This window comes from Runella sp. CRIBMP (genome assembly GCF_009905605.1).
Classification (GTDB): Bacteria; Bacteroidota; Bacteroidia; order Cytophagales; family Spirosomataceae; genus Runella.
The window spans coordinates 1-18267 of the sequence record NZ_JAAAKZ010000002.1 but is presented as its reverse complement, the minus strand read 5'-3'; the positions used below and the strand labels follow the sequence as shown (position 1 = coordinate 18267).

The following is an 18267-nucleotide window of genomic DNA, read 5'->3' as shown; positions in this document are numbered from 1 at the left end:
CAAACATACAAACTATCAATCTTTCAACCAAACGCAGGCTGTGAATTTCCCCGTTTTCGTGGCTCGTCGCATACGTCAGCCCCAGCAAGCCACTTTTTCGGCTACGGTTTCCCGAGTAGGTATTGCCTCCATCGCCTTAGGGGTTGCCGTGGGTATTGTGGCCCTGTCTGTCTTATTTGGGTTTAAAGACACCATTTATCAAAAGGTTTTTCTTTTTGGCTCCCATATTCAGGTCTCCAAACTATCGCTCAACCAATCATTTGAAGAATCACCGATTTTGCTCCACACGCCCGTTTATGATCAATGGCAAAAAATCCCGGGGATTCGCCACCGACAGGCCGTTGCGCACAAGGCGGGTATTCTCAAAACCCCTGACGAATTGCAAGGGGCCGTCATTAAGGGTGTAGGTCGTGATTACGACTGGGATTTATTGAAAGAAAGTTTGGTTGAAGGCCGCCCCATTCAATTTTCAGACACGTCTTACGCCGAAGAAATTATTCTGAGCCGGGTGATTGCCCAAAAATTAAACTTAAAAGTAGGCGATAATGTCGTGATGTATTTTGTCCAGAATCCGCCACGCGTCCGCAAACTTAACATTGTTGGCATTTACGAAACCAACCTCGAAGAATTTGATAATCAGTTGGTTCTGGGAGACATTGGCTTGGTACAGCGTCTCAACGGCTGGGGGGCAGATTCGGTCGGAGCCTACGAATATTTTGTCAATGATTTTGACCAATTGGAGTCTTCTGCCAAAACCTTATACGGCCAACTCCCCGCCGATATGCGCATGGAACGGGTCACGGACCGCTTCAGACCTTTATTTGAATGGCTCCAATTATTGGACCAAAACACGAGTGTTTTGTTGGTCTTGGTGCTGTTTGTTACGTGTTTCAACATTGCGTCGGTTCTGCTCGTAATGATGATGGAGCGCACACCGATGGTGGGCCTTCTCAAAACACTCGGCAGTCCCAATGCACAAATACGGCGCATCTTTTTTTTCGTGGGTATTCAACTGTCCGTCAAAGGGTTGCTCATCGGAAACCTCATTGGTATTGGCCTCTGCTGGGTTCAATCCCGTTTTAAAATCATTCCCCTCGATGCCACCAATTATTTTATGAATACGGTTCCAATCGTCTTTGATTGGAAAGCAATTTTGTTGCTCAACGCGGGTATCATTTTGCTCATTGCGCTCATTTTACTCCTACCCACCATGATTATCAGTCGAATTCGGCCCGTTCAAGCATTGGTGTTTAAAAAGTAAGAAACCAGCCAATAGTGTCATTCCTGCAAAGAACGTTTAATAAATCAAGCAGAAAATAGAGGCGATACATAGGTGAAATCATTAATTTAGTTGTTTGATTTTAAACAGCCATTTAAAAATGAAATTTACCCACGCCATTCTCGTTGCGCAGGCTACTGCGTGCCTTGCTTTCATCGGTTGCAAAAGCCCCCAAGCCCGGATTGGGGCACCCGAACAACTAACCATAAACATCACCCCAGAGCGCGTTCAACGCGGAGAATACTTGGCCAACCATGTCGCCGTTTGTATGGATTGCCACTCCCGCCGCGATTATTCGAAGTTTGCAGGTCCCATGATAGCAGGCACTCAAGGCGCAGGCGGCGAGGTCTTTGACCATAAAATGGGCCTACCGGGCACTTTTTATGGGAAAAACTTAACGCCTGCTGCCCTAAAATCATGGACCGACGGCGAACTCTACCGCGCCATTACGACGGGCATTTCCAAAGACGGAACCGCCTTATTACCGATGATGCCCTACCAAAACTACGGCAAAATGGACCGCGAGGACATTATATCCATCATCGCTTACTTGCGCACCATTCCTCCCATCGAAAACCCCGTTCCTGCCGCTAAACCCGATTTATGGTTAAAGCCCATCCTCAAAAAAATGCCCCAAAAAGCCACTTTTCAATCCAAACCAGCCTTGCAGGATTCTGTCGGGTACGGCCGCTATTTAGTTACATTTGCGGGCTGTGCAGATTGCCACACCAAACGGCATATGGGCATTCCTGTTAAAAAGAAGTCGCTTGCGGGCGGAATGTCTTTTCCGTTGCCCATTGGCACCGTGCAATCGGCCAATTTAACCCCCGACCTGGCCACAGGAATTGGACAGTGGCCCAAAAAGGCATTTATTGCTCGTTTTAAGTCATTTGATCCTAAAACCTTCCATTCCTTTGCCACACAGAACGGTTTTAATACGCCTATGCCGTGGCTTTTTTACAGCGGAATGAGCGAAGAAGACCTCGGAGCCATTTATAGTTATCTCCAATCACTCAAACCCATCAAAAACAAAACGGTTGCTTTTACCCCCAAAAAGGCTAAAATCTTAGGAAAAGATGCCAAAGCCGAAACGGCAGGTTTGAAGAAAATTTAGTATTTTAAAACATCCTCACCCAGATTTCAATCGTTTTTAGAAGGGGGCAAACAGAACTATTTTTCGGATACATAGGTTCTAATCCTTAACTTTGCAGGATTAATAAGGAAACAAAACCAATGACACAAAAAGAAATAAAATTTACCATAGAGCAAGACGAGGAGAAAATCCCCGAAAAAATTTATTGGGAAGCGACCGACAACCCCAACGAAGGACTGGAAGAAACCAAAGCGATTGCCGTAGGTGTTTGGGATCATTTTCACCGGGGGACGCTTTTCATCCCCTTGTGGTCAAAAGACATGGAAGTACTTGATATGAAGCGCTTTTGCATCGAAATGCTCGGCTGCGTAGCCGACACACTACGCAATGCTACGGGCGACGAAATCATGGCCGCCGAAATTGACGAAGTTGGCATGGCGTTGAGCAAACGTCTTCAAAAAGAAATGCAAGCCGTACAACAAGGGCAATAAGTTGCTTAGATTTATCTTGTGAAATGTGTTTTGGGTTTTTCACGGCCAAAACAGGGTTGCTTTTAACCCAGTGATCAAAAAACAAAATGACTGAAATAAAAATCGGAATCGTCGGCGCAGCGGGATATACCGGGGGCGAATTATTACGTATTTTAATCAATCACCCAAGCGTTGAAATTACCTGGGCGCACTCCAAAAGCCAAGCAGGCAAACCCATTTATGCCACTCATACCGACTTGTTAGGAGATACAGAGTTAACTTTTTCGGGGGAAGAAATCGCAGATTTATTGGCAATAGAAGGCTTAAATGCTATTTTTCTTTGTGCGGGGCACAACGAATCCAAAAAGTTTTTGGAAAGTAATCCCGTACCTTCTTCCCTCAAAATCATTGACTTGAGTACGGATTTTCGTGATCAATCAAACGGCTTCGTGTACGGTTTGCCCGAATTGCAGCGCGAGCGCATCAAAACTGCCGAGAAAATCGCCAACCCCGGTTGCTTCGCCACCAGTATCGAATTGGCATTGTTGCCCTTGGCCGCGGCAGGTTTAATAACCGACGACGTCCACGTAAGTGCCATTACAGGCTCTACGGGTGCGGGTCAGGCGTTGAGCGCCACAACGCACTTTACGTGGCGCAACAACAACATGTCTATTTATAAAGCGTTTACGCACCAACACCTCAAAGAAATCAAAATGAGTCTGGCAGCTTTGCAAGCTGATTTCAGCAAAGAGGTGAATTTTATACCCTATCGCGGAGACTTTACCCGTGGGATTATGGCCAATGTGTACACCAAATTTTCGGGTACGTTAGAGGAAGCCCTTTCGCTTTACCAAAGCTATTATGCAGGGCATCCGTTTACGCATGTTAGTACCCAAGATCTTGACCTAAAACAAGTCGTAAATACCAATAAATGTCTGATTCAACTCCAGAAACACGGAGACAATCTACTGATTACTAGTGAAATAGACAACCTAACCAAAGGTGCTTCTGGACAGGCGGTACAGAATTTAAACTTACTTTTTGGCTTGCCCGAAGATGCAGGCCTGCGCCTAAAAGCCGCTGCATTTTAGAGGGAAACATTCTCATTTTTCAACTGTTAAAGCAGCATGAGCAAAGTCGTTTTTTGTATCGGCAGTATAGCGCTCGTGCTGCTGTCCATTGCCTGCGGTGCAGTAGATGAATTGAAAGAAAGTTCATGGGAAAAAGAACATTGTGACACAACTCAGCGCCTCGAATCATTTAGCGTACTTGATTTAGTGTTGCCATTTTCGCAAGCCGATACCCTCAAGGAAGCCCTCACTTCCGTCCCACAGATTTTTGTAACTACCATCAAAAATGGGCAAGTCCAGCCTTGGAAAGCCCTCACAGCTCCGTCGTTTCAGGGCCAACCTTATGAACTGAAACTTCCTCAGGCGTCGTTTACAGTCGACACCCTTTCGAACCTCGACCTCACCTATCTTTGGTCCTTGGCTGACCGCTACGATTATCCCTACCTTCGCTACGAGTCAATTTTAAAATCGGTCAGAGATTCTTTTTTGGTAAAACGGGACGCAATGATGCAGGCCTATTTAAGCCAATTCCCTCACTATAAACTTAGAGTACAGTCGGATTTGCGGGGAAGCGGAAAGCAAAAACGCCACCTGACCATGGGCAAAAGTGTATCTCCTTTGTCTCAGCATCAATTTGGCTTGGCCTCCGACATTGCCATCCTCAGCAGAGGCAGGCAGTTGCAAAATATCACCCATTATAAAACATTTTTGGGACAAATAGGCCGACAATATTCGCTTACTTGGGGTGGTAATTTTTTAGGGTTTGTTGACCCCAATCACATTCAATTTTTTGCAAACAGTGCTGAACTTTTAGCGAATATTCCCGCCCTACGCTTTGAATATGAAGCCTATGGTCGTTATTTCAAAAATCGTGTGCAGGCCATGACCGCCGCTGGAAAAGCGGCCAAGGTTGAAGATACCAAAGCATTGCTTGCCGCCCTCCATCAATTACATAAAGGCCATGCCTGCGTGTGCGACACGTTAGCCGAACGCCCAACGTCCCTTTTAATGCGCAATCTAGCATTGGAAGCCACCAAAGCAGGCTATCAATCTGGTCGTGATATTTTAATCATTGGCAACCTTGACCTGCATACCACAAGCTTAATTCACCCGACGGGAGTTCAGAAAACGTTTAGGTTGGGAGTTTGGCAATAATAAACGCTATTTTCTCCCAAATTCTTCCCTCAATACCGCTTCGGCAGGTTTTTGTTGGGGTGAAAAAGCGTCCCTACGGGAGTCGCGCGGTTGGTGCAAAAACCATTTCCACGCAAAAGCCCCCGCCAACCATTTTCGCGGCCACACTTCCTTAAAAAAAGCCCGGTAAGCATCTGCCTGTAATGCAGGATTATCGGTTTTGGTATCGTGGGATTCCCAAGGTTTTTCAGTCGCAAAATCAACACTTCGATAGCCAAATTCCGTAAACAAAATGGGTTTTTGAAGTTTTGCCGCAAATGCCTCCAACTCATCTAAATGCGTCAGCCAACCTTTTTGCAAGGTCTCTATCGAAGGGTGTTTTTCGGACGAAAGGGGGAAATAGGCATCTACACCAATAAAATCCAAGTCTGCCCAGAAGGGATTTCGCGGATAATTATTCCAGTTATCGGCATACGTCAACGGCCCTTTGTAAATTTCTCGTATTTGCCGAATCATCGAACGCCAAAAAGGAGCACGTTTAAAGGCAAAATTGTCCATTTCGGTCGCAATGCAAAACAAATCTACTTTCATTGAATCCGCAATGCGGGCGTTGGTAAGGATATAATCGCCAAAATCTTTTTCAAAAGTTTGCCAATCGGCTTCGGTTTTGAGGTCAAAATCTCCCGTATACATCCCTCTTCCAACCCAAGCATGGGGCTTAAGCATTACTTTCAGGCCGCTCTGGTGTGCGAGTTCTATCGTTTTGGCGGTTCCATCTTTGGTTTCTCCCCACCACATTTTGTTCATGTTGAAATGAAAATGCGGCTCCCCTTCCCGACAAAAACCGTACGGAATGACCGCCACCCATTCGGCATTTACTTGCCGAATAGGACTAAAGACCGACGAATCAATCTCTTTTGAGGGAGCCACCAAGTTCACTCCCCGCATTTTCTGTCCGCTATACACGGGAGGTGAAGGGCGGGTACAGGCGACAGTCAGCAGTAGGCAGCAGGCAGTTAACAGTTTGCAGCAGGCGGCGTTCCGTTTTACTGTTTGAAGTTTACAGCTGGCAGTCCATCGTTGGTAGCGAATAAGTTTTTTCACGATAAGGAGTCGGGGTTTAACAAAAAAGCCGCATTTGTCGTGGGCTTACTGTGTAATGAGTCTCATTGCACAAAAGTAAATTGATATAAACTCACTTTATTAGACCTACTTGGTGCCATGGTATCACTGTTGCGCTACGACGAATTTGAGATTCATTCCCTGCATACCACAAATAAGCTTCCAGTACAGGCACATCCGTTTGCTGCTGAAACCATGCTAAATTATCAAAAAATGAAGCATTGATGGTCCCTGCCGATTTGATTTCGCCAATGAGTACTCCTCCACTTTTTTCTAATAAAATATCAATTTCGTGTCCGTTACTTTCTTGCCAAAAGTAAAGCTCGTCAGGGTCATTGCGGTTGTAACCTTGCTTAACTAACTCTGCCGCGAGCATATTCTCGAACAAATTGCCTCGAAAATGATGTGTAATTAGCTCTTCTTCCTGTTTAATTCCTAAAAGATAACTGGCTAAACCTACGTCATAAAAATATAATTTCGGGGATTTGATGAGGCGTTTGTTAAAGTTCTTGTAATAAGGTGGCAGCATAAACACTAAATGACTCGTTTCCAAAATGCTCAACCACTCACGGGCAGTTGTAGAAGCTATGCCTACATCTGAAGCCAATTTTTGGTAATTAATCGGTTGTCCAACCCGCCCTGCCGCCAACCGAACAAATGTCCGAAAAAGCGTCAGATTTTGCACCGCCTGAAGCTCCCGAACATCCCGCTGCACGTAAGTTTCAAAATAGTTGGCGTAAAAGTCAGAAGGATGCAATCCTCGGTCAAAAATGGGTGGATAAAAGCCCGTAAACATCGCACGTTCTGGAGTCGTTGCCAATAAATCAACGGTTTGTAACTCTCCAAATGAAAATGGGAACAATCGAAAAATAGCAACCCGCCCTGCCAAGCTTTGCGTAATACCTTTCATCAATAGGAAGTTCTGCGAACCCGACAGTATATATTGTCCCATCTGTCGAGATTCATCTACTCGCTGTTGTAGATAATTAAACAACTTTGGGGCACGTTGTACTTCATCAAAAATAACCTGCCCAGAGTAGGTATCCAAAAAGCGGCGTGGATCTGAAAGTGCAAAATCCAACTCATCGGGATTTTCTAAAGACACGTATCGGTAATTCGGCAAAAGTTGACGCAACAGGGTCGTTTTCCCCGACTGCCTCGGGCCAGTAAGCGATAGTATGGGGAATTTAGTAAGAAGCTCCGTAAGACGAGAAGCCAAGGTTCGCTTTATCATTTTCTGGAACGATTTTTATGTAAATCTAAGAATAAAAAGTGGATTTACATAAAAACACCCCTAAGAATACAAAAAAGCCGCCCTAAAAAGGCGGCTTCATTTATTATCGTCAAAATAATTCAAAGAAATATTATCCCAAATACGTCTTCAACGCTTTGCTGCGTGAGGTATGGCGCAAACGGCAAGTTCATTAGTGTTCCTATTGTACATCCTGCTTCTTTCGCGCAAGCAACCATTTAATTCGTTCAAAAATAACAAAAAAGATACCCACAGGAGTCAGAAAAATAAATAGAATCCAAAGTAATTTCTGTGTATCCGTTAAGTCTCTATCTTTCAAAAGCGAGTAAACTGCCAGTGAAAACAGAATAAGAACACCAAGGATAAGTATTATACTTGATGTGTAACTGATGGTAAACGCAAAACCTATCATGATTATCAAGGATTAAAAAATTACTCAAAATGAATAGAGTCATATAAGACTAACTATAGTTTTATGATTCTCATAGTTAATATACACAATACTAATTTATTAGTCCCTACCCTACGTTTAAACATGCTACTGGGTCATTACATACCCAAACTTGAATACATACACAAGCAATATCTCCCCCCCAAACACCAGTTGCACAAAGACAACCCGGTTCTCCTGATTTACTACAACTACTGTCTGGTCGATCTGATTTCGCTTGCTCTTGAGCATCTCCTTTTGTAAGTGAAACTCCAAAACTCGATAAGCGACAATCCGAACTGAGTTTAAATTTCGAACTTTGGATACGTGGCAATGATTTGTTAGTTGCTTCGATATAATTTACCAGTAAAAAAGATAAGATTACTTTGGTTTCTTCATCTATCTTGTTTAGTTCAATATCTAGATTAGAAAAAATGATATTACCAGATTTTGACAATACTAACTCTTTGGTTTCAAAGTTTAGCAAAAGAGTGTATTGTTCCTTTTCTAAGGATAATGAAATTTTAGGGATTTTATGATTCCCACCATCAATTTCTACAATAGCGTTATGAAAACTATAATATTTTTTGTTGATATATCTGAAATCAGAAGCATTAACACTATACTTTTTAAATGTTAAACTATTCTGAGAGTAGTTTAGTTGGTTTACTCCCATTAGATGCATTTCTTTAATCAAGTTATCATTTAGCAATGATTTATTGTATAAATCTTCCTGCTCATTCTTACAGGCAAAATAACAACCAAGGAGACACAAGTAGCCAAAAAGACTCCAAAAATTTTCGAAAAGTTCATAATTAACAGATGTTTAGGTTGATAAAATAGTTTTGCGAAACATCCTTATTTTGTACATGAATCCTCTCTGTTTTCTCAATAATTTCTATGATTTTTTCAATAAAATTTATTTGTACTATTCTCAGCAACTATATAGCAATTTGTACGTCCTAAGACTAATTACTGTTATATCAATTAGTTCTACAAACACAAAACACAGGGAATCACCACTTTAGAATGACAAATCTATGGCTACATATGGGGGAGATTTTCGACAACTTCGAGAAAAACAACGCTTATCTCAGCAAGAAATAGCGGACTATTTAGAAATATCACAAAGTACCATCAGTTTATGGGAAAGTGATAAATCAACGCCTCAAGTTGAATATTTACCAAAGTTAGCTGAAATTTTGAAAGTAAATATCTTAGAGCTTCTCCCCAAAACACCCATCAAAATTGAACATAACACAGACAATAAAAATAATTTGGTCAAAGGTTTTGATATAACAATAGATGGAAGTCAATTATTTAAGGATTTGTTGGATAGCAAAGATGAAATAATTCGGTTACAAAGAGATGAAATCCAAAGATTGAAAGGCGAATTACACTCCTAAAACGCAAAAGAGACTGCCCTTGTGAGACAGTCTCTTTGTAACTTTACTTTTTTGAATCTATCTATCCCAAATACGTCTTCAACGCTTTGCTGCGCGACGTATGGCGCAAACGACGGATGGCTTTTTCCTTGATTTGGCGTACACGTTCGCGGGTCAGGTTGAACTTCTCACCGATTTCTTCCAGCGTCATGGGATGTTCGCCGTTCAGGCCGAAGTACAACGCAATCACATCCGATTCCCGTTGGGTCAGGGTAGAAAGTGCGCGCGCTACTTCTTTGCGAAGCGAATCGTTGATTAGCCCTTGGTCGGGCTTCTCTTCCATGTCGTTTTCTAGTACATCCAAAAGGCTGTTTTCTTCACCTTGTACAAAAGGCGCATCCATCGACACATGACGACCCGATATTTTGAGCGTATCAACCACCTCATTGGCAGAGATGTCCAACACTTCGGCTAATTCTTCGGGAGAGGGCTCACGCTCGAATTTTTGTTCGAGATCCGAAAATGTTTTTGAAATTTTATTGAGAGACCCTACGCGGTTGAGCGGAAGGCGCACAATACGGGACTGTTCGGCCAATGCCTGTAAAATGGATTGACGAATCCACCATACGGCATAGGAGATAAATTTAAAACCACGCGTTTCGTCAAAACGTTGCGCGGCTTTAATTAATCCTAAGTTACCTTCATTGATAAGGTCACCAAGTGATAACCCTTGGTTTTGATATTGTTTAGCCACGGAGACCACAAAACGTAAGTTTGCTTTGGTCAATCTCTCCAGTGCCTGTTGATCACCTTCCCGAATTCTTTGCGCCAAAGTCACCTCCTCGTCGGGAGTCAGCAAATCTACCTTTCCAATTTCCTGTAAATACTTATCAAGCGATTGGCTTTCTCGGTTGGTAATCTGCTTACTGATTTTTAGCTGTCTCATTTTATAAACTTTGGTGCTATCTTAATACTATTTGGTAACGAAAAAAGAGTATCAAAAGTTGATTTTCATACCAACTTTAAGTTAAAAAACCTAAAATCTACTGAGTTTCTTGGATTTTTAGTAAAAATTATCAAAAAGGGCCAATTTAGGCGTAGAATCAAATTGATTTTTTCGGCTTTGGCCCTTTTTGATACCCTTTTTTATCGACGGTTATCGTCTCTACGACGCTCTCCCCCTCTGTCATTGCCGCGTTCGCGACGGTCGCCGCGATCTTCACGTGGAGGTTTTTCAACGTAGCCTTCTGGTTTAGGCAACAATGCCTTGCGTGAAAGACGATATTTACCTGTTTTTTTATCGTGCTCTACCAGTTTTACCTGTATTTCTTCCCCCACTTGCAGCACTCCGTCCATGGTTTCTAGTCGCTCCCACGTGATTTCTGAAATATGCAGTAAACCATCTTTACCCGGCATGAATTCAACAAACGCGCCAAATGGCTGGATTGTTTTTACCACTCCCGTGTACACTTCGTTTACTTCTGGAATGGCAACAATACCTTTGATGCGTTTTACCGCAATATCCATGCTGTTGCCGTTGGTGGCAAAAATGCTGACATAACCCGCACCTTCACGTTCTTCGATGGTTACGGTTGCACCCGATACGCGTTGGATTTCCTGAACTACTTTACCACCTGGCCCGATTACGGCACCAATTTGCTCTTGCGCAATCTGAATAACTACCGCACGAGGAGCATGAGGTTTAAGGTCTTCGCGACTTTCAACAATCGCTTTCTTCATCTCACCCAAAATGTGCAAACGTCCTCGACGCGCCTGTTCAAGTGCTTCGGCGAGTACTTCGTACGAAAGTCCGTCTACTTTGAGGTCCATTTGGCAAGCCGTAATTCCCTGTTCAGTACCCGTTACCTTAAAGTCCATATCACCAAGGTGATCTTCATCCCCTAAGATATCTGAAAGCACGGCGTATTTGCCAGAATTATCGGTAATCAATCCCATTGCAATTCCTGCTACGGGGGCTTTTATCTTAATCCCCGCATCCATCAATGCCAGTGTACCTGCACAAACAGTTGCCATTGATGACGAACCATTTGATTCTAAAATATCTGAAACGATACGAATCGTATATGGATTTTCGTCATCTGGAGGCAATACTTTTTTCAATGATCGGTGGGCCAAGTTTCCATGTCCTACTTCACGACGGCCAGGTCCACGATTTGGTTTTACTTCACCCGTTGAAAAACCTGGAAAGTTATAGTGCAACATGAAACGGCTGTAACCATAATACATGGTAGTATCAATGATTTGCTCGTCCATTTTAGTACCCAACGTAACGGTCGTAAGCGACTGCGTTTCGCCACGGGTAAACAACGCCGAACCGTGGGGTGATGGCAATAAATCAACCTCACACATGATGGGGCGGATTTGGTCCAGCGCACGTCCATCTAAGCGGCTGCGCTCATCCAAAACCAAACGGCGCGAAGCTTCCCATTCCAAATCATGATAATAGCGCTTGATAAGCCCTACTTTGGCATCATATTCTTCAGGGTTTTCGGCCTTGTATTGTTCTAAATATTCGGTAATAACGCCTTTGAAACCATCTTTACGGAGTTGCTTGTTTGCACTTCCTTGGCGGGCCACGGCGTAGATTTTATCGTAACAAGCTTCACGAACTTTTTGACGAAGTTCCTCATCGTGAACTACATACTCAAACGTACGTTTCTCTGTTTTACCTGCTTCTGCTTCAAGTTCTTTCTGAACCGCACATTGCAATTTAATAATTTCGTGAGCGGCTTTGATTGCCTCAATGACATCCTGCTCCGATGCCTCGCTCATTTCTCCTTCTACCATACAAATATCTTTGGCAGAACCCGCCACGATAAGATCTAAAGTAGCGGCTTTTAATTGTGAAGAAATGGGGTTAATAACGTATTCTCCATTGATTTTTGCCACTCGCACTTCCGAAATAGGGCCGTTGAAAGGCACGTCGGTCAACATCAACGCTGATGATGCTGCCAAGGCGGCTAAGGCATCGGGCAATACTTCAGCATCGGCCGAAATTAAAAATACGTTTACCTGCGTATCTGCGTAGAAATCATCTGGAAACATCGGGCGCAGGGCTCGGTCAACCAAACGGCTGACCAACACTTCGTGATCCGATAATTTGCCTTCACGCTTCTGAAAGCTTCCGGGAATACGTCCCGCTGACGCGAATTTTTCTTGGTAATCAACCGACAACGGCAGAAAATCAGTACCGGGCCGGGCATCGGGATTGGAAACCACCGTAGCTAGCAACATGGTGTTACCCATACGCACAACAACAGACCCGTGGGCCTGTCTGGCTAGTTTTCCCGTCTCAATTGTGATGGTGCGACCATCAGGAAGTGTAATGGTCTTTGTGATGATGTTAAACATGAAAGAAGAATTAAAACCGCTTTGTGCCTGCGCTTCCGCTTAAGACTGTTATTTTGTTATCTATTAAATGTGAATCGAACAATACGTTTACACTTAACTTCATTAAAAGACAACAACGCAAGCTATTTATTGAATAAACCGCAAAAATTTTGTACTTAATTTTAAAAGGGAGAGAAATGACAAACAGGGAATTCAATTGAATGAAATTCCCTGTTTGAGCGTATCGCGTTACTTTCTGATGTTCAGTTCGGCGATGATAGTACGATAACGACTGATTTCAGTTCTTTGAAGATAATTCAGCAATCGTCTGCGCTTACCTACCAATTTCAAAAGACCAAGACGAGTGGCACTGTCGTGTTTGTGCTGCTTCAAGTGCTCGGTCAGGTGGTTGATACGGTGTGTAAATAATGCAATTTGTGATTCTGGAGAACCCGTATCGCTTTCAGACTTGCCATACTTTTGAAACAAGTCTTTTTTCACTTCCGATGTTAAATACATGATTGTAACCTCAGATTAATTTAGATGGAACATATATACAAAAACGGCTGCAAAGGTATGCAATTAGTTTGAATAAATAGCCTTATTGCCGCGCCATTTTTTAAGGGTATTGTTTTGCTGCCACTTTTTCGTCATTCTTTCCCACCAAATAATGTATACATCTTTGTCAAACAAGCGAGAATCCTTCAAAGCACGGTCGGCAAAATAGATTCCGACAAATATCAGGAGTGTATTGGAAAACCAAGCCCCAAACGGCACCCAAACCAAGCCATCTTTGGCCCATTTGTCGCCCTGCAAGGTAAGTACATACGATAAAATAAAGAAAAGAACCGACACCAACACCGGAATACCAAAGCCACCCTTTTTGATGATGGCGCCCAAGGGTGCCCCCAACAGAAACATCACAAAACAGGAAACTGCCTGGGTATATTTATGATGCATTTCCAAATCATAGCGATACCAGGTTTTTCCCTTATCTGTCAGGTACGTTTTGTTGCTTTGGGCGTAAGATTTTACGTTTTGGGCCTGCGTCAGCGCACTTGCGAGTACTTGTTCTTTTTCGGATGGCGACACCACTGGTTTTTTCTTCAACAGTGAGTCGACCCATTTGCCGTATTTGGGGGCCGTTGCTTTTGGGAGGGTTTCGGCCCGAAAGGCATAACTAAAGTACTGTTTCGACTGTGGGAAAAGCCCATCTTTGGTCTTTTTATATTCCTTTTTGAGCGAATCGGCCACTTTTTGCAACTCTTTGGCATTTTTCATGTACTCGTGGTATTGGAATTGGTTCTCATCGGTACGTTTTAGACCGAATGACTCCAGACTTACCACCATTTTATAATGGTCAAAATAAGAGCGCGTAAATTGTCGGTTGTCGCTCGGAGAATAGCTCCCCCCTCCTGTTTGACCATTTTCAGAGTATTGATTTCCTTTATACAATTCAAAAACCAAATAGCTTTGATTATTGATGGTGTACATCAGGCCCGAATCGGCCAAAATCACTTCGCGGTTACCAGCGTTGTAATCGGAGGTCGGATGTCGATAAATGACCAATCCCTTTAGGCTCCTTTGGTCAGCAAATTTTTTATCTACTTTTATATTATAGCCCGGCAAATCATTGTAGAAAATCCCTTCTTTAATATTTAGGGTTGCCTTGGCAGTTTTAATGTCATAGAGAAGGCTATATCCCTTAAGATTGGCCCACGGGGCCACCTCATTATTGTACCAAAAAGAGAAGAGCGTAATCATCGCCACCATGACCATCACAGACCGCATGGCGCGCCACGTAGAGATTCCCGCGCTTTTGATGGCCGTTAATTCAAAAAACTCCCCCAAATTGCCGAAGGTCATCAATGAAGAAAGCAGGACAGCCAAAGGTAAAGCTACTGGGACAGTAATGAGGCTAAAAAAGCCGAGGAGTTTAACATAATTTAAGAAATCAATGTCCTTACCCACGAGTTCGTTCAAATACTGAGAGATAAGTCGCATCAAAAATATAAAAACGACAATGCACAAAGTCAGGACGAACGGGCCTAAAAATGACCGTAATACCAGTTTATCAATTTTTTTCATTCGTATTTACTCAACTTCCCACAATTTCCTTGAGACTCTCTATTAAACCGTCCCAAAGGTCTTTTAGTTCTTCCACGTCGGCGTTGGCGGAGTAGTCCGTAATCCGTAAATACGTTGAGCCAGTCAAGTCACTTACATCAATTTTAAATTCAATATAATTGTTATCCCGATTATTTTCGCTCGTATTAAGAAACTCAAACTTGACGCTTTTATTGAGGCGGAGAGAGCTTTGTTCGGCAATATGACTCTCTTTATCCCAGATAAAATCAAAGTTATGGTCAGGCTTAGTATTGACTTTATCACAAAACCATTCCGACAGGCCAGAAGCGGAACTTATGTAAGGGAAAAGCATCTTTGGCGAAGCCCTTAGTTCATATTCATTCGAGTATTTAAACTTTTGCATAGTGTTTGGCTTGTTTAACTTGTTAAAAAAAGGTCGGTTGAATTGGCTTTGGTAGGGTAAGCCGTTGTTTTCCTCCTAAATTTTCAATTTATTTTATCTTCCAATAAATTACTTAATACTGCTAACCCTCTCAACGGCAACGGCAAAATAGAAACTTCCTTTAATTATTCAAAATCTGTTTGCGTAATAAAATTTTTTCTTCTACTTTTGCACCACCAAAACGATGGCGGGGTAGCTCAGATGGTTAGAGCGTAGGATTCATAACCCTAAGGTCGGCAGTTCGATCCTGCTCCCCGCTACAAACGTAAACACCTAATTATCTGACAGTTAAATAGTTAGGTGTTTTTCTATACCCCTAAAAAAGTCGAATGTTAAGCGTTTAGTTAAGCGTTTGATAGTGGGGTCACAAAAAAACAGCCATTTTTGAGGCTGCTTTAAAAAAATTCCTTATTATAGCATTGAAAGTAGCTTTTCCATTGGGTCTGGTTTTTCTTCGTCTTGCTTTTTCGGTATCGCTACTTTTACCCTTGATAGTGGAGTTACTCCAAATTGAATGACTATCTTTTGATAAACTTCCAATTGTCGCTTTGACTCCCTCGCTGCTGCTGTTAGTACATTCTCCCCTTTTTCATTAGTAAAAAACCTGCCGGTAGTAAGCATTTCTACCTCTATTGCCGTATAGACTCCGTAGGCTCTGCAAGCCATTTCGAGTAGTCCTAAATCCTGTGGGTGTATCAGATTAGATACGTTACGCATCAGCCTGTCCCATTCCTGTTGGCCGTACTCATTCATTAATTCGGGCGCGGGATGCAGTTCGGCAATAGCAACTGTCTTAGTGAGTCGCTTCTTTTCTCTGTTTGGCCGGTTACGAGCCTCGCTCTTTTCGGGCTTTGGTGGTCTGCCTTTAAACATAATTTGTGTATTTGGTTTTTTTACTATTTTTGGTCAATATCGTACGTGGAAGGTGGTCACGGGTCAAGAGCCAAAAAGCTGCGAACTTTCGACCTCCCCCTTCCTGTGGCTATACTTCGGTACTACGCCCATTATCAGGAAGAATAAAAATAGTCTGATTGCTACCTACTTTCGCACATACCCGTTTAAACTCTTCCTGTGTGACGCAAGTATCACTAAACATCTTTGAGTGTCCAACATCCAAAGAACCGTCAGGCAGGGAAATAATAACCGTTGGTAAGGCTTCATGCTCTGCAAGTTCATAGGGTTTCATTGTCCCGTTAAACAGTGATTCCAACAACCTGCGTTTATCCTTTGCTTTCATTGATAATTGTTATTAGTTCGTCATCCGTTAGTTTAGACATTTCAAGCGGCTTAATACCTGTGATTCTGTAAAGTTCCTCATCGGTCATTAGTTCAACAGGCTTTGATAACCATGCGAAGGTCATTTGCAGCGGGGCGGGGTTGCCGTTAAGCAATTCGTTTAAAATTTCTCTATTACTCATAATTTTTTTCAATGATAATAGGTAGGACGTTGTTTTTGGCTTGTACGGTTTCAATCTCTGCTTTCGTCATTTCGGGCTTGCACCACGTTGGTAATGTTTGCCCGTTCGGTGGCGTTACTAGGTAAATGCCGTTGCTCTTATTGTCGGTGATGCAAAACAGTACGATTCGTGGCAATTGATTTAATGCCGCTGTATTGCCATTAATAACAGCTTGTAAAATTTCTCTCTTACTTCTCATTGCTCATCTTGTTAAGTGCTTTGTCTAGTAGCTGGTCTACTTCCTCATCTGTCAAAGAACCAATGTCAACCTTGGTAACTTCCTTTTGTTTTGGGATTGAATATTGAAGCAGACGCTCAAAAAACATAAGCCTTTCTTTCGGCTCTAAGGTGTCAAAGTCAGTTTCAACCGACGCCCATTTATTATTTAGAAAATCGCTGATACGTTGGCGTAAATCTGCGCTTATTTTATTAGGTACGCCCTTAGGTCTACCGTTTGGGTTATTTGTTTTCATCGCTGTTTTTATTTGTTGTTTTCAAAAAAAATACACACAAGACTACATTAAATATCTTTTTTAAACAGTCTTATTAGAGTATCTTATTTATACTATCTTATTTAAGCTGTGGTAGTGTTGCGGTAAGGTTGCAGTGGCATTGCTGTAAACTTTACAAAGTGTTGCGGTGGTGTTGCGCCTTGTATTAGTACCGTTATTTACCCCGTATTTGCTTCCTAACGCGTTCAATAATCTGCTTTTGTGCTTCTTCCTTTTGCTTTAAAAGCGTTGATTTACGACTCTTTTCGACATGAGTTACCAACGATTCAAAGTCCATGCTAAAAGATACATAGAAGCCTTTAGACTGATTCGAGTAGTATTTTAATCCCCAGGACAAAGACAATTCACGTTTAATGATTTTCTCCGTTAGTTGATAGCGTACCTTTTGAACCGTTGAGAAATGACGTTTATAATAGGCGGGTTTTTGCTTCACTGCGGTAAATTCAGCCGCTAACCTGTAACCAAACATTCTAGCCATTAGAAGCCCGTTATTTGTCTTGACATAGGACTTTGTACCAAGGATTGAGCGAAGGCCACAGAACGCGCAAAAAACGGCCTTCTCAAAGTCGGATTTCGGGTTCTTGTAGAAGTCAAAGATAATGTCCTTGTTGATACTTGTTAGCGGGGGATTGTAAAGGCTTTCGTAAACTTCCTTTCCCTGCTTTACAGTAGCATGGGAATTGCCGTTAATGCCGAAATATCCAAACGCTTCCTCCGGGCTTTCTTCGTAATCCTTGCACCTGACAAAGACCGCGTAACCTATGGCTTTTGAGCAAACGCCTTCAATGTCTGTAAACGCTCCCCGTAGCAACTCCACGGGGAACGTGAAAAAACGTGTATGTTCGCCCATACCTAAAACAGCGTTAATTGTACGGGCGTTGGAAACTTCCTTTTGTCTGTTGAGACGTATTGAACGTCTTTTTCTCGACTGATAGGGCAAATACCTAAACGTACCTGTTGCAATAATCCAAGTTTTTCATACTTGCGCTTGTATCGGCAACCATCAGCACGTGAGATACCTGTTTGTCTTTCAAAGTCGTACACGGTTGTTGTATGAGTCAAGAAGAACTCATAAAATATCTTTTCTTTCGACTTTTTCCGTACCTGTATAATGATGCTAAAGAAGGCCATTGAATGATGGATAATTAGGCCAGCTGTGGATAAGTATTGAAGCGTGATTAC

General features: G+C 42.6%; 21 protein-coding genes and 1 tRNA gene. 7 read left to right on the top strand and 15 right to left on the bottom strand.

Going from position 1 to position 18267, the window contains the following annotated elements; translation table 11 throughout:
* The first annotated feature begins 40 nt into the window (after nt 1–40).
* From GVN20_RS05110 to GVN20_RS05090, 5 genes are all read left to right on the top strand, one after another.
* On the top strand, nt 41–1261 hold the full coding sequence (locus GVN20_RS05110; RefSeq protein WP_166557311.1) for an FtsX-like permease family protein: 1221 nt from the start codon (nt 41–43) through the stop codon (nt 1259–1261).
* A 118-nt stretch (nt 1262–1379) separates the two neighbouring features.
* A complete protein-coding gene (locus GVN20_RS05105; protein WP_166557310.1) occupies nt 1380–2393 on the top strand; it encodes a c-type cytochrome in 1014 nt (337 codons plus the stop codon).
* Between the two features lie 119 nt (nt 2394–2512).
* The gene (gene gldC, locus GVN20_RS05100; protein ID WP_166557309.1) at nt 2513–2863 is read left to right on the top strand and encodes a gliding motility protein GldC; all 351 of its coding nucleotides are present in this window, start codon (nt 2513–2515) and stop codon (nt 2861–2863) included.
* An 86-nt stretch (nt 2864–2949) separates the two neighbouring features.
* On the top strand, nt 2950–3933 hold the full coding sequence (gene argC, locus GVN20_RS05095) for an N-acetyl-gamma-glutamyl-phosphate reductase (protein WP_166557308.1): 984 nt from the start codon (nt 2950–2952) through the stop codon (nt 3931–3933).
* A 36-nt stretch (nt 3934–3969) separates the two neighbouring features.
* Nucleotides 3970–5067 (top strand): M15 family metallopeptidase, encoded by a 1098-nt coding sequence (locus GVN20_RS05090; RefSeq protein WP_166557307.1) that lies wholly within the window; start codon nt 3970–3972, stop codon nt 5065–5067.
* 6 nt (nt 5068–5073) lie between these two features.
* Here GVN20_RS05090 and GVN20_RS05085 read toward each other — a convergent pair whose 3' ends face one another.
* The 3 genes from GVN20_RS05085 to GVN20_RS05075 all read right to left on the bottom strand — a co-directional run bounded on the left by GVN20_RS05085 (nt 5074) and on the right by GVN20_RS05075 (nt 8526).
* Nucleotides 5074–6150, bottom strand: a complete 1077-nt coding sequence (locus GVN20_RS05085; protein ID WP_310586808.1) for a glycoside hydrolase family 113 — start codon at nt 6148–6150, stop codon at nt 5074–5076.
* 91 nt (nt 6151–6241) lie between these two features.
* Nucleotides 6242–7402: an ATP-binding protein gene (locus tag GVN20_RS05080; RefSeq protein WP_166557306.1), complete on the bottom strand. Its 1161-nt coding sequence runs from the start codon at nt 7400–7402 to the stop codon at nt 6242–6244.
* Between the two features lie 536 nt (nt 7403–7938).
* Nucleotides 7939–8526 carry a hypothetical protein gene (locus GVN20_RS05075; protein ID WP_166557305.1) on the bottom strand — a complete coding sequence of 196 codons (588 nt, stop codon included), beginning with the start codon at nt 8524–8526 and terminating at the stop codon, nt 7939–7941.
* Between the two features lie 364 nt (nt 8527–8890).
* Here GVN20_RS05075 and GVN20_RS05070 point away from each other — a divergent pair, with 364 nt between their 5' ends.
* Nucleotides 8891–9256 carry a helix-turn-helix domain-containing protein gene (locus GVN20_RS05070; protein WP_166557304.1) on the top strand — a complete coding sequence of 122 codons (366 nt, stop codon included), beginning with the start codon at nt 8891–8893 and terminating at the stop codon, nt 9254–9256.
* 61 nt (nt 9257–9317) lie between these two features.
* Here GVN20_RS05070 and GVN20_RS05065 read toward each other — a convergent pair whose 3' ends face one another.
* The 5 genes from GVN20_RS05065 to GVN20_RS05045 all read right to left on the bottom strand — a co-directional run bounded on the left by GVN20_RS05065 (nt 9318) and on the right by GVN20_RS05045 (nt 15077).
* Nucleotides 9318–10181: an RNA polymerase sigma factor RpoD/SigA gene (locus GVN20_RS05065; RefSeq protein WP_013930257.1), complete on the bottom strand. Its 864-nt coding sequence runs from the start codon at nt 10179–10181 to the stop codon at nt 9318–9320.
* Between the two features lie 200 nt (nt 10182–10381).
* Entirely contained in the window at nt 10382–12607 is a 2226-nt protein-coding gene (gene pnp / locus GVN20_RS05060; protein WP_166557303.1) for a polyribonucleotide nucleotidyltransferase, read from the bottom strand.
* 228 nt (nt 12608–12835) lie between these two features.
* Nucleotides 12836–13105: a 30S ribosomal protein S15 gene (gene rpsO / locus GVN20_RS05055; protein ID WP_114065773.1), complete on the bottom strand. Its 270-nt coding sequence runs from the start codon at nt 13103–13105 to the stop codon at nt 12836–12838.
* A 63-nt stretch (nt 13106–13168) separates the two neighbouring features.
* Nucleotides 13169–14674 carry an LptF/LptG family permease gene (locus tag GVN20_RS05050; protein WP_166557302.1) on the bottom strand — a complete coding sequence of 502 codons (1506 nt, stop codon included), beginning with the start codon at nt 14672–14674 and terminating at the stop codon, nt 13169–13171.
* A 10-nt stretch (nt 14675–14684) separates the two neighbouring features.
* Nucleotides 14685–15077 (bottom strand): START-like domain-containing protein, encoded by a 393-nt coding sequence (locus tag GVN20_RS05045; protein ID WP_114065775.1) that lies wholly within the window; start codon nt 15075–15077, stop codon nt 14685–14687.
* Between the two features lie 225 nt (nt 15078–15302).
* Here GVN20_RS05045 and GVN20_RS05040 point away from each other — a divergent pair.
* A tRNA-Met gene (locus GVN20_RS05040) sits at nt 15303–15376 on the top strand.
* 151 nt (nt 15377–15527) lie between these two features.
* Here the strand turns inward: GVN20_RS05040 and GVN20_RS05035 are convergent.
* The 7 genes from GVN20_RS05035 to GVN20_RS29545 all read right to left on the bottom strand — a co-directional run.
* On the bottom strand, nt 15528–15989 hold the full coding sequence (locus tag GVN20_RS05035) for a phage terminase small subunit P27 family (RefSeq protein ID WP_166557301.1): 462 nt from the start codon (nt 15987–15989) through the stop codon (nt 15528–15530).
* Nucleotides 15990–16098: 109 nt separating this feature from the next.
* Nucleotides 16099–16353: a hypothetical protein gene (locus GVN20_RS05030; RefSeq protein WP_166557300.1), complete on the bottom strand. Its 255-nt coding sequence runs from the start codon at nt 16351–16353 to the stop codon at nt 16099–16101.
* Nucleotides 16337–16534: a hypothetical protein gene (locus GVN20_RS05025; protein ID WP_166557299.1), complete on the bottom strand. Its 198-nt coding sequence runs from the start codon at nt 16532–16534 to the stop codon at nt 16337–16339. The genes GVN20_RS05030 and GVN20_RS05025 overlap by 17 nt, the downstream gene beginning before the upstream one ends.
* Entirely contained in the window at nt 16527–16772 is a 246-nt protein-coding gene (locus tag GVN20_RS05020) for a hypothetical protein (protein ID WP_166557298.1), read from the bottom strand. Before GVN20_RS05020 ends, GVN20_RS05025 begins: the two co-directional genes overlap by 8 nt.
* On the bottom strand, nt 16762–17046 hold the full coding sequence (locus GVN20_RS05015) for a hypothetical protein (RefSeq protein WP_166557297.1): 285 nt from the start codon (nt 17044–17046) through the stop codon (nt 16762–16764). The genes GVN20_RS05020 and GVN20_RS05015 overlap by 11 nt, the downstream gene beginning before the upstream one ends.
* A 193-nt stretch (nt 17047–17239) precedes the next feature.
* Nucleotides 17240–17935, bottom strand: a complete 696-nt coding sequence (locus GVN20_RS05010; RefSeq protein WP_166557296.1) for a hypothetical protein — start codon at nt 17933–17935, stop codon at nt 17240–17242.
* A 2-nt stretch (nt 17936–17937) separates the two neighbouring features.
* Nucleotides 17938–18267 (bottom strand): hypothetical protein (locus tag GVN20_RS29545; protein ID WP_206023206.1); only part of this gene is annotated, 330 nt, incomplete at its 5' end.

Bases quoted from the DNA above. Each gene is read 5' to 3' on its own strand.
- GVN20_RS05105 (WP_166557310.1), top strand. From the start codon at position 1,380: ATGAAATTTACCCACGCCATTCTCGTTGCGCAGGCTACTGCGTGCCTT.
- gldC (WP_166557309.1), top strand. From the start codon at position 2,513: ATGACACAAAAAGAAATAAAATTTACCATAGAGCAAGACGAGGAGAAA.
- argC (WP_166557308.1), top strand. From the start codon at position 2,950: ATGACTGAAATAAAAATCGGAATCGTCGGCGCAGCGGGATATACCGGG.
- GVN20_RS05090 (WP_166557307.1), top strand. From the start codon at position 3,970: ATGAGCAAAGTCGTTTTTTGTATCGGCAGTATAGCGCTCGTGCTGCTG.
- GVN20_RS05080 (WP_166557306.1), bottom strand. From the start codon at position 7,402: ATGATAAAGCGAACCTTGGCTTCTCGTCTTACGGAGCTTCTTACTAAA.
- GVN20_RS05075 (WP_166557305.1), bottom strand. From the start codon at position 8,526: ATGGGAGTAAACCAACTAAACTACTCTCAGAATAGTTTAACATTTAAA.
- GVN20_RS05070 (WP_166557304.1), top strand. From the start codon at position 8,891: ATGGCTACATATGGGGGAGATTTTCGACAACTTCGAGAAAAACAACGC.
- GVN20_RS05065 (WP_013930257.1), bottom strand. From the start codon at position 10,181: ATGAGACAGCTAAAAATCAGTAAGCAGATTACCAACCGAGAAAGCCAA.
- pnp (WP_166557303.1), bottom strand. From the start codon at position 12,607: ATGTTTAACATCATCACAAAGACCATTACACTTCCTGATGGTCGCACC.
- rpsO (WP_114065773.1), bottom strand. From the start codon at position 13,105: ATGTATTTAACATCGGAAGTGAAAAAAGACTTGTTTCAAAAGTATGGC.
- GVN20_RS05050 (WP_166557302.1), bottom strand. From the start codon at position 14,674: ATGAAAAAAATTGATAAACTGGTATTACGGTCATTTTTAGGCCCGTTC.
- GVN20_RS05045 (WP_114065775.1), bottom strand. From the start codon at position 15,077: ATGCAAAAGTTTAAATACTCGAATGAATATGAACTAAGGGCTTCGCCA.
- GVN20_RS05035 (WP_166557301.1), bottom strand. From the start codon at position 15,989: ATGTTTAAAGGCAGACCACCAAAGCCCGAAAAGAGCGAGGCTCGTAAC.
- GVN20_RS05030 (WP_166557300.1), bottom strand. From the start codon at position 16,353: ATGAAAGCAAAGGATAAACGCAGGTTGTTGGAATCACTGTTTAACGGG.
- GVN20_RS05025 (WP_166557299.1), bottom strand. From the start codon at position 16,534: ATGAGTAATAGAGAAATTTTAAACGAATTGCTTAACGGCAACCCCGCC.
- GVN20_RS05020 (WP_166557298.1), bottom strand. From the start codon at position 16,772: ATGAGAAGTAAGAGAGAAATTTTACAAGCTGTTATTAATGGCAATACA.
- GVN20_RS05015 (WP_166557297.1), bottom strand. From the start codon at position 17,046: ATGAAAACAAATAACCCAAACGGTAGACCTAAGGGCGTACCTAATAAA.
- GVN20_RS05010 (WP_166557296.1), bottom strand. From the start codon at position 17,935: ATGGGCGAACATACACGTTTTTTCACGTTCCCCGTGGAGTTGCTACGG.